Source organism: Amycolatopsis japonica (genome assembly GCF_000732925.1).
Lineage (GTDB): Bacteria > Actinomycetota > Actinomycetes > Mycobacteriales > Pseudonocardiaceae > Amycolatopsis > Amycolatopsis japonica.
The window spans coordinates 4490131-4503896 of sequence record NZ_CP008953.1 but is presented as its reverse complement, the minus strand read 5'-3'; the positions used below and the strand labels follow the sequence as shown (position 1 = coordinate 4503896).

Here is a 13766-nt window from a genome sequence, read left to right as displayed (position 1 = left end):
GCAGCCGCGAAGGCGAGTGCGACTGTCCGTGAAGGCCTCCTTGAGGGACCCAGAGTCCCTCAAGGAGGCCTTCACGGACCGATATTTGTTGATCTACGTCTGAACCGGGAGTGAGCGGGATTCGCTCTGGGTCGAGCGTTGTCGATGAAGGATTTGGGACGTTCACTGTCCCAAATCCTTCATCAACGAATCCCTGTGCGGAGGAGCCAGGACGTTCAACGTCCCGACCCCCTCTAGCTCGGCCCACACCAGCGGTAAGCAAAGCGAGTCCCTCAAGGAGGCCTTCACGGACTTCCGAACGGTCAGGATTCCCCGAGGTAAGCCGCGTGCAGGGTACCGGGGGAGTCCAGCAGTCCCTGAGCCGAACCCGCGTAGGTGACCCGCCCCGAAGACACCACCAAAGCGTCGCTCGCCACGCCGAGGGCCAGATGCGTGAACTGCTCGACCAGCAGAATCGCCGCGCCCTCCTCGGCGAACCGGGTCACCATCGGCAGCAGCCGGGTGAACACCACGGGCGCGAGGCCCAGCGACATCTCGTCGATCAGCAGGAACGACGGCCGCGCGGCGAACGCGCGGGCCAGCACCACCATCTGCTGTTCGCCGCCGCTGAGCAGCGCGGCCGGCGAGTCGCGGCGTTTCTCCAGTTCGGGGAACGCCTCGATCAGTTCGTCCGCCCGCGCGCGGGTCCGTGCGGTCAGCATCAGGTTCTCCAGCACGGTCAGGCCGCCGAACACCGCGCGACCCTGTTCGATATGCGCCAGACCCCGCCGCGCGCGGGCCACTCGGGACTGTTTCGTGATCTCTTCCGATCCGATGTGGACGGTCCCCGACGCGGCGGGCACCACGCCGGAGACGGCTTCCAGCAGGCTGGTCTTCCCGGCACCGTTGGGCCCGACGAGCGCCGTGATCCGGCCCGGCTCCAGGGTCAGGTCGACGTCGCGGATGACCGGCCCCGCGCCGCGGGTGACCGTCAGCCCCGCTATCCGCAAAGCGTTCACAGCATCTCCGTTTCACCCATGTACGCCTTGAGTACGGCGGGATCGGCGAGCACTTCGGCCTGCGGGCCGGAGGCCAGCACCCGGCCGAAGTCGAGGACGGTGATCGTGTCGCAGACCGAGCGCACGAGGTCCAGATCGTGCTCGATGAGCAGGACCGAAACCCCGAACCGCGCGGGAACCTGCCGCAGCCGTTCCCCGAACGCGACGTGCTCCTCGTGCGGAAGGCCCGCGGCGGGCTCGTCGAGCAGCAGGACACGCGGCCGGACCAGCAGATGCCCGACGACCTCGACCAGCCTGCGCGCGCCGACGTCCACTTGCGACAGTGGGGTGCGGGCGGCGGGGCAGCCGAAGAAGTCCAGCGCGTCGCCGATCTCGTCGGCGGTGAGCCGCCGCCTGGCGAGGAACTTGAGATACGCCCCGACCGTCAGCCCCGGCGGGACGCGGTCCTGCTGGAACGTCCGGCGCAGCCCGGCGCGGGCCCGGTTCGACGGCGATCCGGTCAGCGGACGGCCGCCGAGTTCGACGGCGCCCTCGGCGTTCGGCAGGAATCCGCTGATCGCGTCGACCAGCGTCGACTTGCCCGCGCCGTTCGGCCCGATGACGCCGAGCACGCCGTGCTCCGGCACCGAAATGTCCACTGAGGACAGTGCGGCGACATGCCCGAAGTTCACGCTCAGGTCGCGGACGGTCAGCACCGGCGGGCCGGGAGAGACCGGTTCGACGTCGCCCGCGCCGGCGGCGAGATCGAGTTTCGCCGGTTCCTTCTTGGACCGCCGGTACCAGACCTGCCGCACCGTGGTGCCCAGGTTCCCGCCACTGGCCAGCGCCTGGACCCCGAGCACACCGAACACCACGAAACCCCAGTCCTGCGGGATTCCCCAGCGTTTGAGCAGTTCCGGCACCCCGACCCACAGGATCGCACCGAACACGGCCATGTCGATCAGATGCGCGCCCGACATGATCGCCAGCACGTACAGCGCCAGCGATTGGATCGCGGTGAAACTGGCCGGGAAGGCGATCCCGACCTGCCCGGTGAGCAGGCCGCCGCTGATCCCGCCGAGGGTGGCGCTCACGGCGAACGCGGTCAGCTTCGACGTCCGCACGCTCGTCCCGGCGGCCGCCGTGCCGCGTTCGGAGAACGCCACCGCCTGCCAGGCGCTGCCCCAGCGCCCGCGGCGCAGGAAGTACACGACGAGGCAGCACAGCACCAGCACCACGACGGCGAGCTGGAAATACGACCGGTCGTCGGAGAAGGCCTCCGGTCGTTCGACCGAGATCCCGGCGGACACACCCGGGAACTGCAATTGGACGAGCGCGAGGTCCGCCGCCGCGGCGAGCCCCAGCGTGACGACGGCGAGGTTGATCCCGCGCAGCCGCAACGCCGGGAGCCCGACGAGCACCCCGACCGCCCCGGCGGCGAGACCGCCCAGCGCCAACCAGGTGAGGAACCCGCCGGGCGCCTGCGCCTCGTTGAGCGCCGACACCGTCCAGGCGCCGACGGCGCCGAAGGTCAGCTGGCACAGGGAGATCATGCCGGCGCTGCCGGTGACCACACCCAGCCCGAGCAACGAGATCCCGGCGACGACGGCGCTCATGCCGAGATAGACGAAATACCCGTCGAGCCCGACGCTCAGGCCGTACCCGACCGCGATCGCCACGATGGCGACCACGAACGGGATCCCGCGTTCAGCGAGCCGCATCCCACACCTCCTTGCGCTGCGACCACAGCAGCAGCGCGACGATCACTGCGAACGGCAGGAAGTACCGCACCACCGAAAGGCCGTCGACCTGCGCGGCCGCACCCTGGATCAGGCCGAGGCCGAGCCCGCCCGCGACCGCGAGGTCGAGACGGCGGAATCCGCCGAGCAGGGCCGCCGCGGCCGCGGGGACCACCAGCATCGCCAGCGACGTCGCGTCGTTGGACTGCGACGGCGCCACGATCGAAATGACCAGCGTGCTGACCACCCCGGTGACCGCCCAGACCGCGACGCTGAGCCGTCTCGCCGGGATGCCCAGCAGTTCCGCCGTCGTCGGGCGTTCCGACAGCGCCCTGAGCTGGACACCGGCCGGCGTCCGGCTCAGCACGATCCGGCTGGCCACCGCCACCAGGACCGCCAGCGCGACGGTGACCACGGTGACCTGGCTGATCACCACACCGCCGACGGTGACCGCCGGACCGTCCAGGATCGGGTGGAACGGCTGCGGTTTGTTGCCGAACAGGATGAACGACAACGAGATCAGCAGGAGCAGCACCGCCACGGTGACCGCCGAGCGGGTGCCGGTGTCCGCTTCGGCGAGCCAGGTGGACACGATCCAGCCCAGCAGCGCGCTGAGCAGCCCGCCGAGCACGATCCCCGCGACGGTGGCGAGCCACACCGGCAGGCCGAGATCGACGGACAGGAACACCGCCACGTAGCAACCGAACATCCCGGTGGCCGATTGGGCGAAGTTCACCACCCGCACCAGGCGCGACATCAGCGTCAGGCACACCGCCAACACCGCGTACAGTCCGCCGGCGGCCAGGCCTGCCAGCGCTCCCTGCAGCATCGAATCCTCCCGTTACTTCTTCGGAATCCGCAGCCAGTCGTTCGCGACGAGCTCCCATTTGTTGGTGCCGGAGGCGAGCTTGATCGGCCAGCCCGCGGTGTTGTCGTGGTGCGTCTGACCGGGGCCGAAGACGTACGGCGTGCCGACCATCGGATCGGTGACCGGTTTCATCTCGCGCAGGGCCTTGGTCACCGATTCACGGGTGATGTCGCCCTGGATGCCGCGAACGACGTCGAGGAAGTACTTCGCCGCCAGGTAACCGCCCTGGCTGAACGAGGTCAGCGGGATGTTGTTCTTGGTCATCAGCTCGCGCCAGTCCTTGTTCTGCGGGCTGGTCGCGTCGGTGAACGGGTAGAACTCGGCGGGCACGTACACCCCGGCACCGGCGTTGGTGATGGCCTTGGCGTAGTTCTCGCTGTAGACGCTGGTGAGCAGCAGCCACGTGACGTCGTTCCAGCCCTGCGCCGCGGCGGCCTTCAGCTGCCCGATCGAATCCGGTTCGACCGGGTTCACCGTGATCGCCTTGCAGCCCGCGTTGCGCGCCTTGACGATGTAGGAGGTGTAGTCGGAACCGCCGTAGGGCACGGTCGCGTCGAGGTACTTGAGCTTCTTGCCGGTGATGGCCGACCATTCGTCGATCGCCGCCTGGTACGACGGCAGCGTGTTGCCCGCGATCTCCAGCAGCGCGCAGATGTCGTTCAGCTTCAGCGTTTCCGAGCCGTAGAGCAGGGTCAGCGTCATGTCGTGGTACGGGCCGACGTTGACCGGGGCGATGTTCGGGCTGGAGAAACACGCCGGGTCCACGCCGATGCCCTGCATGGACAGGATCTTCTGCTGCTCGTAGTACTTGTTGTTGATCTCGCACTCGATGAGGCTGGACGAGCCGACGAGCGCCACCGCCTCGTCGCGTCCGACGACCTCTCGGGCCGCGGCCGCCGCGGCCGCCGGGTCACCCTTGTCGTCGAGGGCCTTGTACTGGATCTGCCTGCCGTTCACGCCGCCGCTCGCGTTGGCCGCGTCGAAGACCGCCTTGGCCGCCTGCGAAGCCTCGGGGAAAGTCGCCGCGCCGCTCAGCGCGTTGACCGAACCGACCACGATCGGCCCGCTCGAACCGCTGTCGGCTCCGGCGCAGCCCGCAGTGGTGAATAGTGCGGCCGCGAGCAGGACGGCTGCGGAGGCGACGAGGCGCCGCGCGGGTTTCACCGGTTCTCCATGGCGTCGACGACGGGCACCGAGTCGACGATCTGCTCGAACGAGGCGAGCTTGCCGCCGTTGAACCGCCACACGTGCGCGACCCGGGCGGTGAACGAACGACCGGTGCCGCGGTGCTTGCCGTGATAGGTCCCGAGGCCGATCACCGCGTCACCGGCGTCGAACAGGTCGCCGAGGGTGAAGGTGTAGTCGTCCCAGTCCTTCGCGATCGGGCCGAAGACGTTGTCCGCGACCTCCTCCGGGCCGGTGTACGTGCCGGCGTAAGGGAAACCGGCCGCCTCCGTCCAGGTGGTCTCCGGAGCGAGCGGGGCCAGCATGCCCGCCAGGTCGCCCCGGTCGCTCGCGGTGTAATGCGCGGCGATGACGTCTAAATTGGACACTGAGACTCCTTAAACCGGTTGCGCGTCGGGATAGGCGACGGCGCCGAGTGGGTAGATGTGCCCGCCCGCGCGGGAGTGTTCCGACCGGCCGTCGCCGGTCAGGCCGAGGAAGACGCCGGTGGTCTTCAGCGCGTAGCCGAGGTCGTGCAGCCACACGCTGGCCACGGCGATGCGGAATTCGCGGAAGCAGAACAGGTAGAGCCCGTCCTGGAACTTCCACACCGTCGACAGGTCCATGTCCCCGTGGCCGCGCTGCACGCCTTCGAGGCATTGCCAGGCATAGCGTTGCGAGGACACGTACACGTGCTCGTAGAGGTGTTCCGGGCTGTAGCGGTAGACGTTGCGCTTGCCGATCAGGTCGCGCGACGGGCCGGGGACCTCGCCGGACGGCGTGCCCGCGTCGGTCGTGCCGGACCAGAACGTCTGGGAGACACGGGGAACGCCTTCGACATCCTCGGCGCCGATGACCGAGCGCACGGCGAGCGCGCGGTGCGTCGTGGTGGAGAAGACGACGGTGAGCGCTTCCCCTTCGACGCTGGTGTGTGGGAGATTGACGAAGAAGACGTCTTCCCGGACGGCGACCGCGTCGTACGGATCCTTGATGCCGTTGCAGGTGACGGTTTCAGCGTCTTCGAACCGCAGCGCGAGCGTCGTCCCGTCGTCGAGCGTGACGGTGAGCTCGCGTCCCGACAGGTCCGCGTTCGGCAGGCGGTAGGTGGCTATTCCGGCGGCGAACTCGTCATAGGTACGCCACTGTTCCTCGGGTGCTTCGGGCATGCGGTCATCGTCGAGGCGACCGCCCGGGAAGGGCCAGCTGTCACGCGCTGGGCGGCAACAACCGATCGCTCACGGTCAAGCCGCGCCGCAGTTCGCTCGGCGAGCAGCCGAATTCCGTCTTGAACACCCGGCTGAAATGCGGCGCGTCGACGAAACCCCACTTCGCCGCGATGGCCGCGACGGGCCGCGAAGTGTGCACGGGGTCGAGCAATTCGCGGCGGCAGTGTTCGAGGCGGCGGGTGCGGATCCAGCCCGAGACGGTGGTGCCCTGCTCGTGGAAGAGGCCGTGCAGATGCCGGGTGGAGATGTAGTGCTCGGCGGCGATCTGTGCCGGTCCCAGGTCGGTGGAGGAGAGGTTCGCGTCGATGTACGCGAGGACCCGGCGCATCAGTTCGTGGTGCGGCCCGGCGCTCGTGCGGGCGAGGTCGAGCTCGCTGGCGAACAGGGTGGCGAGCAGATCGACCGCGGTATGCGCGAGCCGGACACCCGCCGGCCCGCCGAGCTGGTCGAGGTTGCTGCCGAGCTGCGCGAGGAAGGGCACCACCACGTTGCCCATGCCCCGTTTGCCCGACATCGGCACCGCGGTCAGCTGGCCGACCAGGTCGCGGGGGAGATCGATGAGCCGCTGCGGGAACATCACCACGAGCGTGCGGAAATCCTCTTCGAACGCGAGGGTGTACGGCCGGTGCGTGTCGTACAACGCCACGTCGCCGGGACGCAGCATCGCCTCACGGTTGTCCTGCACGAGCAGGCCGGTGCCGGCCAGGATCAGGCTCAGCTTGTAGTAATGCCTGTCCGCCCTGGCGATCAGTTCGGGTGTCCGCTCGACCACGTGCGCCGACGCGGTCACCTCGGTCAGCTGCACGTCGTCGGCTCCGCACGAGCGGATGCGGCCGCGGAAGTGGTCCCGGTGCTCGCTCGTCACGTGCAGCGGCACGAAGGATTGTGACACCACCGTGCGGAAATCGGTGAAATCTCGCGCGACCGTGGTGGTGGTCGGGTCGGCGGTGGCGGTGGTCACGGGGGTCACCTCGCAGCATCGGGGGGTGAATTTCATATACGATAAGCGATACGATGCTGCCGGGCAATGATCGCGGCGAGGTCAGTCGGCGAGGCGGAACAGGAGGGTCCCCGGGTCCACGTCGACGGGTACCACCGTGCCCGTTTCGTAGCGGCCCACGTCCTCGGTGAGCACTCGCGCACTGAACGGAGCCACGCCCGGGCCGGTCACGACGAGGTCGACGTCGTCCGCGGGCGTGCTCACCTCGCCGACCCAGATCCGCTTGCTGGAAACGACTTCGGCGGTCGCGCGGACACCTTTCCGGTCCAGTCCGCGATGGGCCTCCCTGGCCTTGGCGTTCTGCCAGAGGTGCGAGCCGACGGTGCCGGCCCCGCCGAGCGTGAACACGGCGCCCATGGCGACGACGACCAGGCCGTCGTCGTCGCCGGGATCGAAGCGGGTGCTGATCCAGAGCAGGGCCGGGCCGATCAGGACCAATACCGTCATGAAGAAGCCGAGGAGGCACCCGATGACCGTGACGGTAGGGAGCTCCGGGGCTTCCTTGCCTTCGCGGTCCGTCTTCACCGGCGTGAGGTTACTGGCCGGTTTCCCGTGCCGGTTCGGTAAAAATGCCCGCTTGCCCGGTCGTGAGCCGTCCGGTGAGCACGGCGTCGGAGCGCTTCGCCATTCCGGCGTCTTTCGTCCTTTGTGGACGAATTGCGGCGGAGGCCTTCACGGACCGGCGATCAACTGCCGCCACAGCCAGGAAATCCCCGCGTCAGATGAGCGCGGCCGGAAGCGTTTCGAAGCCGCGCAGGATCCGGGTCTCCCGCCGCCGGCCGCCACCCAGCAGCCGCAGGTCGGGGAAGCGCTCGAAGATCGACCGCAGCCCGATCTCGCCTTCCATCCTCGCCAGCGAGGCGCCGAGACAGTAGTGCCGCCCGGCGCCGAACGACACGTGATCCCGCGCGTTCGCCCGAGCGACGTCGAAGGCGGCCGGGTCGTCGAAGATCTCCGGGTCCCGGTTGGCGCCCGCGAGCACGGTGCTGACGATCGCCCCGCGGGCGATGGGGGTCCCGCCGATCTCGGTGTCCTTCGCGGCCAGCCTGCCGGTGAGCAGGACCGGCGGGTCGTAGCGGAGGACCTCATCGACGGCGTTGCTCCACAGGTCCGGATCCGCCCGCAGCTTCGCGAGTTCGTCCGGATGCCGGGTGAGCAGCGCGATGCCGTTGCCGAGGAGATTGACGGTCGTTTCGAAGCCGGCCGCCAGCACCAGCCCCGCGGTGGCCTTGAGTTCCCGCTCGGTCAGGCCGACGCCGTCCTCGCGTGCGGCGATCAGCTTGCTGAGCAGGTTGTCGCCGGGGTTCGCCCGCAGCTTCTCCAGATGCACGGTGAGCCACGAATCGAACTCCGCCAGCGTCGCCTCCACCGTCCGGAACGTCCGCCACGGCAGGCCGAGGTCGAGGCTCGGGGCCGCGGCCCCGCCCAGCGCGAGCACCTTGTCACGCTCCTCCGGCGGGACACCGAGGATCTGGCTGATCACGGTGACCGGCAGGAGCCCGCAGTACTGCTCGATGAGATCGACCGGGCTCGTCGGGTCGAGACCGTCGAGCAGTTCGTCGGTGATCGCCTGCGTGCGTTCGCGCAGTTGCTCCACCGCGCGGGCGGTGAAGACGCGGGTGACCAGCTTCCGGTAGCGCGTGTGGTCGGGCGGTTCGCTGGCGAGCAGCGACGGGGGCTCGATCGGATGGATCAGACCGGACGACGACCAGGCCACGAGCCGGTTGAGCAGCGGGTTGTCCGGGACGAACCGCACGGTCTTGAACGCGTCGCTGCCCAGGATCTCCTTGCACGCCGAATGCCGGGTGGTGACGTGCCCGACCCGGGTGGTGGCGATGGCGCCGTGCGAGCGGATCTCGTCGAACAGGCCGGTCAGGTCCGCTCCGCCGCTTGCCTCGACGGACAGCCTGCCCTGGAGGTCGCCCCGCCGCGCCGCGGCCCGCAGGGCGACCCGGGGGATGGCGTGGCCGATGCTCCAGCGGGTGACCGGTTTGGCGATCGCCTCCGCCTTGTGCCGGAAGGTCCGGGCGGGAGCGGTCTTGAGTGCGAACATCAGGACTCCGTCCGTGCGGGTTCCCTTCGAAGGTAGCGGAACGACGTGTCAGTAGCGAGCAGTCGCGATATCTGCGGACCTGCCTTCCGCTCGGTAATGTTCTGCACGTCCGGCGGGCCGGGGAGTGCTTGTGGGCGGCTACGGGTTCGACATCGCGCTGGTCGCGGTGCTGGTGGTGCTCAACGCGGTGTTCGCGGGCAGCGAGATGGCGCTGATCTCGTTGCGCGAAGGACAGCTGCGGGCGTTGGAACGCGACGGCCGCGCGGCCGCCCGCACCCTGGTGCGCTTGGCGCGCGACCCGAATCGGTTCCTGGCGACGATCCAGATCGGCATCACGCTCGCCGGGTTCCTGGCCTCGGCAACGGCGGCGGTGTCCCTCGCCCAACCCCTGGTGCCACTGCTGGGTTTCCTCGGCAACGCCGCCGGCGCGGTGGCCGTCGCGCTGGTGACGATGGTCCTCACGTTCCTGACCCTGGTGCTCGGCGAGCTGGCCCCGAAGCGGCTGGCCATGCAGAACGCGCTGCGGTGGGCGCTGCTGGTGGCGCGGCCGCTGAACCTGCTGTCGGCGATCTCGCGGCCCGTGGTGTGGGCGCTGAGCGTGTCGACGAACTTCGTCGTGCGGGCGCTGGGCGGCCGGGCGGAAGCCGATCCGGACCAGATGTCGCCCGAAGAGCTCCGCGAGTTGGTGTCCGCGCAGCGCGGCCTGAACGCCGAACAGCGCATGATCATCAACGGCGCCTTGGAGATCCACGAACGACGGCTGCGGGAAGTGCTCGTGCCCCGTCGGGCGGTGCTGACCCTGTCCGCCGAGCAGGATCTGCTCTCGGCGCGCAGGCAGCTGGCCGAATCCGGCCATTCCCGGGCGCCGGTCGCCCGCGGTGGCCATCTGGACGATGTCCTCGGTGTCGTGCGGTTGCGCGACCTGCTCGGCGACCACGAAGACCTCGCGGAGGTAGTCCGGCCGGCGGTGGTGTTCCCCGATTCGTTGCGGGTGTCGGACGCGATCCGGAGTTTCAAGGCCGAACGGGAGCAGATGGCGCTGGTGGTCGACGAGCACGGCGCCGTCGCGGGCATGGTCACGCTGGAGGATCTGCTGGAGGAGATCGTCGGCGAGATCTACGACGAGACCGACCGCGACGTGCTGGCCGTGCGCGACGGCAAGGACGGTTCCCTGGTCCTGCCCGGCACCTTCCCGGTGCACGACCTCGTCGATGTCGGGGTCGAACTGCGCGACGCGCCGCCGGGGGAGTACGCGACCATCGCCGGGTTGATCCTCGTGATCCTCGGCCGGATCCCGGAGAAGCCGGGCGACCGCGTGGTGGTCTCCGGCTGGACGGCCGAAGTGCTCGGCGTGGAGCATCACGCGATCACGCGGGTGGCACTGCACCGCGGGCCTGCCACGGAGCGATGAGTTGCGCCGGACGCGCGGGGTTGGCAGCGTGCCCGGTGTCCCGCCACGAAGGAAGGTGCCCCGATGCCGCAAGACCAGCCGGATTTGAAACCTCGTTCGCGCGACGTGACCGACGGCCTGGAGCGCGCGGCGGCCCGCGGGATGCTCCGCGCGGTCGGGATGGGCGACGACGACTTCGCCAAACCGCAGATCGGGGTGGCGTCCTCGTGGAACGAGATCACCCCGTGCAACCTGTCGCTCGACCGGCTGGCCAAGGCGGTCAAGAACGGCGTGCACGCGGCCGGTGGCTACCCGCTGGAGTTCGGCACGATCTCGGTGTCCGACGGAATTTCCATGGGACACGAGGGAATGCACTTCTCGCTGGTGTCCCGAGAGGTGATCGCCGACTCCGTCGAGACGGTGATGATGGCCGAGCGGCTGGACGGCTCCGTGCTGCTGGCGGGCTGCGACAAGTCCTTGCCGGGCATGCTCATGGCCGCGGCCCGGCTCGATCTCGCCTCCGTCTTCCTTTACGCCGGCTCGATCATGCCCGGACAGGTCGACGGGCAGGACGTCACGATCATCGACGCGTTCGAAGCCGTCGGCGCGTGCCTGGCGGGAAAGATCAGCCGCGCCGAAGTGGACAAGATCGAGCGTGCGATCTGCCCCGGTGAAGGAGCCTGCGGTGGCATGTACACCGCCAACACGATGGCGTCGGTCGCCGAAGCGCTCGGCATGTCGCTGCCCGGATCGGCCGCCCCGCCCGCGGTCGACCGGCGTCGTGACGGGTTCGCGCACCGTTCGGGGGAGGCCGTCGTCGGCATGCTCCGCCAGGGCATCACCGCGCGGCAGGTCATGACCATGGAAGCGTTCGAGAACGCCATCGCCGTCGTGATGGCGCTGGGCGGTTCGACCAACGCCGTCCTGCACCTGCTCGCGATCGCGCGCGAGGCGGAGGTCGATCTGCGCATCGACGACTTCAACCGGATCGGTGACAAGGTCCCGCACCTCGGCGACCTCAAACCGTTCGGGAAGTACGTGATGAACGACGTCGACAAGGTCGGCGGCATCCCCGTGGTGATGAAGGCGCTGCTCGACGCCGGGCTCATGCACGGCGACGTGCTCACCGTGACCGGGAAGACGATGGCCGAGAACCTCGAAGGCATCGCGCCCGCCGGGGTCGACGGCGAGATCATCCGGCCGCTCGACCGCCCGATCCACAAGACCGGCGGGCTGACCATCCTCAAGGGCTCGCTGGCGCCCGAAGGCGCGGTCGTGAAGTCGGCGGGCTTCGACGAATCGACGTTCACCGGCACCGCTCGGGTCTTCGACGGAGAGCGGGCCGCTCTCGACGCGCTCGCCGAGGGCCGGATCATCGCCGGCGACGTCGTCGTCATCCGCTACGAAGGCCCCAAGGGCGGCCCGGGGATGCGGGAGATGCTCGCCATCACCGGCGCGATCAAGGGCGCCGGACTCGGCAAGGACGTCCTGCTCATCACCGACGGCCGGTTCAGCGGCGGCACGACCGGGCTGTGCGTCGGCCACATCGCCCCGGAAGCCGTCGACGCCGGGCCGATCGCCTTCGTGCGCGACGGGGACCCGATCACGCTCGACGTCGCGAACCGGACGCTGGTAGTCGAGATCGACGACATCGAGGCCCGCAAGGAGGGCTGGACTCCCAAGGCGCCCGCGTACACGCGCGGGGTGCTCGGCAAGTACGCCAAGGTCGTGCGGAGCGCCGCGCACGGAGCCGTGTGCGAGTAGAGCGGCTGGCGTGGTCGCCCGAAGGTGGGGATTACCGCGGGTGAGGGGTAAGGCAAAGGTGGCGTGATCGAACCCCTGTCGCGCAGGCCGTCTTCGCCGGCTTTGCGATGAGATGACCACCCTGGACGGCAAACCGTGTCGCGTTCGCGGGCGGGGCCAGCGATGGCGTGAAGGCTCCCTTCACCACGTCTAATGCGGCGAAGGGAGCCTTCAGCCCTGGCCAAGCGCTGGTCGTGAGTGGCGTTTCGGGTTAGAACCCGAAACGCCACTCACGACCACCCGCACCGACCACGCCACGTTTGCCCTACCCCTCAAATAACGCGACACGATCGCCGAGGGTCAGGAGGCCTCCACGAACGGGTGATGCGTAGGCCCGCCGGACCCGAGTACGTAATTCACCCGATGTGCCCCGCTACTCCGGAGTAGCAGACTCGGCGGCCCGACGATTCCCGCTGCTCCGGAGGTCGACGATGACCGCGTCCTACGCCCCAGCCCGCTCCGCCGCCCTCGTGATCGCCCGCGTGGTCGTGGACGGGATCCGGCATTCGCTGCCCGAGCACGCGCCGCTGTTCGACGCGCGTGCCACGGAGTTCGTCGCCTCGGTACTCGAGCGCGACGGGATGAACCTCGGCATCGCGGCGGGCGCGGACGCCTTCCGCCAGGTCGGGGTCGCCGAGTACGCGGCGGGCAAGGAGCTGGACCGGCTCTCCCGGGCCTACCACTCGGCGGGCCGCGGCGCCCTTCCCGCGCTGGCGTCGTTGTCGCGGCAGCCCGGGGCCGGGTCCGGCCTGATGGACACCGGGGTGGAGGCCCTGCTCCGCTGCTCCGACGTCCTGATCCGGCTGTCCACCGCGGCCTACCGCGCCGCGCACACGCCCTCGGTCGCCGAGCTGCGCCGAGACCTGCTGAAAGAGATCTTGAGCGGCCGTCCGCCCGCGAAATGGGCGGGACTCGCGGCCGAGGCGGGCTGGGTGCCGCCCGCGCGGGTGGTGGCCGTCGCCGCCGAGCCCGGCGCGGTCCGCGCGTCGTTCGGTCCAGAGGTGCTGGCCGACCTCGCCGGCGAGTACCCGCTCCTGCTCGTCCCCGACGACGTCGAGATCGGCGGTGTCCTGGCGGGGACGCGGGCGGCGGTCGGGCCCGCGGTGGCGCCCGCCGACGCCGCGATCTCCCTGCGGTGGGCGCGCCGGACGCTGGAACTGGTCCGCCGCGAGGTGATCGAGGACGGCCCGCTCGTGCGCTGGTCGGATCACCTCACCACGCACTGGCTGTTCGCGGACGAGGTGCTCACCACTGCGCTGGTGACGCGCAGCCTGGCGCCGATCGCCGACCTGCCTGCCAACGAGCGCACCAAACTCGCCGAAACCCTCGACGCCATGCTCTCCGCCCGTGGCGGGGCGCCCGAGATCGCGAACAACCTAGGCGTGCACCCGCAGACGGTCCGGAATCGCATGCGCCGTCTGCGGGTCCTGTTCGGTGCCCGGCTCGACGACCCGCAGTCCCGTCTGGACCTGCGGATCGCCCTGCGCGCGGACCTGCTCACGACCGAACCGGCGCGGCAGGCCGCCCCGATGAAGGTGGCGTGAGC

General features: G+C 69.6%; 12 protein-coding genes. 3 read left to right on the top strand and 9 right to left on the bottom strand.

The annotated features are described in order from the left end of the window. Nucleotides 1-302: 302 nt before the first annotated feature. The 9 genes from AJAP_RS20920 to AJAP_RS20880 form a co-directional block, all read right to left on the bottom strand. The gene (locus tag AJAP_RS20920) at nt 303-998 is read right to left on the bottom strand and encodes an ABC transporter ATP-binding protein (protein WP_038514343.1); all 696 of its coding nucleotides are present in this window, start codon (nt 996-998) and stop codon (nt 303-305) included. Continuing rightward, the gene (locus AJAP_RS20915) at nt 995-2698 is read right to left on the bottom strand and encodes a branched-chain amino acid ABC transporter ATP-binding protein/permease (protein ID WP_038514340.1); all 1704 of its coding nucleotides are present in this window, start codon (nt 2696-2698) and stop codon (nt 995-997) included. The genes AJAP_RS20920 and AJAP_RS20915 overlap by 4 nt, the downstream gene beginning before the upstream one ends. Continuing rightward, a complete protein-coding gene (locus tag AJAP_RS20910) occupies nt 2685-3545 on the bottom strand; it encodes an ABC transporter permease subunit (protein ID WP_038514337.1) in 861 nt (286 codons plus the stop codon). Before AJAP_RS20910 ends, AJAP_RS20915 begins: the two co-directional genes overlap by 14 nt. Nucleotides 3546-3557: 12 nt before the next feature. Further along, the gene (locus tag AJAP_RS20905) at nt 3558-4748 is read right to left on the bottom strand and encodes an ABC transporter substrate-binding protein (protein WP_038514334.1); all 1191 of its coding nucleotides are present in this window, start codon (nt 4746-4748) and stop codon (nt 3558-3560) included. Further along, nucleotides 4745-5137 (bottom strand): nuclear transport factor 2 family protein, encoded by a 393-nt coding sequence (locus AJAP_RS20900; RefSeq protein ID WP_038514331.1) that lies wholly within the window; start codon nt 5135-5137, stop codon nt 4745-4747. The genes AJAP_RS20905 and AJAP_RS20900 overlap by 4 nt, the downstream gene beginning before the upstream one ends. A 9-nt stretch (nt 5138-5146) precedes the next feature. Then, nucleotides 5147-5914, bottom strand: a complete 768-nt coding sequence (locus AJAP_RS20895) for a MoaF C-terminal domain-containing protein (RefSeq protein ID WP_038514328.1) — start codon at nt 5912-5914, stop codon at nt 5147-5149. A 40-nt stretch (nt 5915-5954) separates the two neighbouring features. Continuing rightward, nucleotides 5955-6935: an AraC-like ligand-binding domain-containing protein gene (locus AJAP_RS20890; RefSeq protein WP_038514326.1), complete on the bottom strand. Its 981-nt coding sequence runs from the start codon at nt 6933-6935 to the stop codon at nt 5955-5957. A gap of 81 nt (nt 6936-7016) precedes the next feature. After that, entirely contained in the window at nt 7017-7499 is a 483-nt protein-coding gene (locus tag AJAP_RS20885) for a hypothetical protein (RefSeq protein WP_038514323.1), read from the bottom strand. A 193-nt stretch (nt 7500-7692) separates the two neighbouring features. Further along, nucleotides 7693-9027, bottom strand: coding sequence for a cytochrome P450 (locus tag AJAP_RS20880; RefSeq protein WP_051972535.1), 1335 nt, complete (start codon nt 9025-9027; stop codon nt 7693-7695). A gap of 130 nt (nt 9028-9157) precedes the next feature. Here AJAP_RS20880 and AJAP_RS20875 point away from each other — a divergent pair, with 130 nt between their 5' ends. From AJAP_RS20875 to AJAP_RS20865, 3 genes are all read left to right on the top strand, one after another. Continuing rightward, complete coding sequence (locus AJAP_RS20875) at nt 9158-10438, top strand: hemolysin family protein (RefSeq protein WP_038514320.1); 1281 nt, start codon at nt 9158-9160, stop codon at nt 10436-10438. A 63-nt stretch (nt 10439-10501) separates the two neighbouring features. Beyond that, nucleotides 10502-12181: a dihydroxy-acid dehydratase gene (gene ilvD / locus AJAP_RS20870; RefSeq protein WP_038514318.1), complete on the top strand. Its 1680-nt coding sequence runs from the start codon at nt 10502-10504 to the stop codon at nt 12179-12181. A gap of 470 nt (nt 12182-12651) precedes the next feature. Continuing rightward, a complete protein-coding gene (locus AJAP_RS20865) occupies nt 12652-13764 on the top strand; it encodes a helix-turn-helix domain-containing protein (protein WP_038514315.1) in 1113 nt (370 codons plus the stop codon). Nucleotides 13765-13766 lie beyond the last annotated feature (2 nt).

Coding starts and splice junctions, on each gene's coding strand:
- AJAP_RS20910 (WP_038514337.1), bottom strand. CDS start 3,545: ATGCTGCAGGGAGCGCTGGCAGGCCTGGCCGCCGGCGGACTGTACGCG.
- AJAP_RS20865 (WP_038514315.1), top strand. CDS start 12,652: ATGACCGCGTCCTACGCCCCAGCCCGCTCCGCCGCCCTCGTGATCGCC.
- AJAP_RS20895 (WP_038514328.1), bottom strand. CDS start 5,914: ATGCCCGAAGCACCCGAGGAACAGTGGCGTACCTATGACGAGTTCGCC.
- ilvD (WP_038514318.1), top strand. CDS start 10,502: ATGCCGCAAGACCAGCCGGATTTGAAACCTCGTTCGCGCGACGTGACC.
- AJAP_RS20880 (WP_051972535.1), bottom strand. CDS start 9,027: ATGTTCGCACTCAAGACCGCTCCCGCCCGGACCTTCCGGCACAAGGCG.
- AJAP_RS20915 (WP_038514340.1), bottom strand. CDS start 2,698: ATGCGGCTCGCTGAACGCGGGATCCCGTTCGTGGTCGCCATCGTGGCG.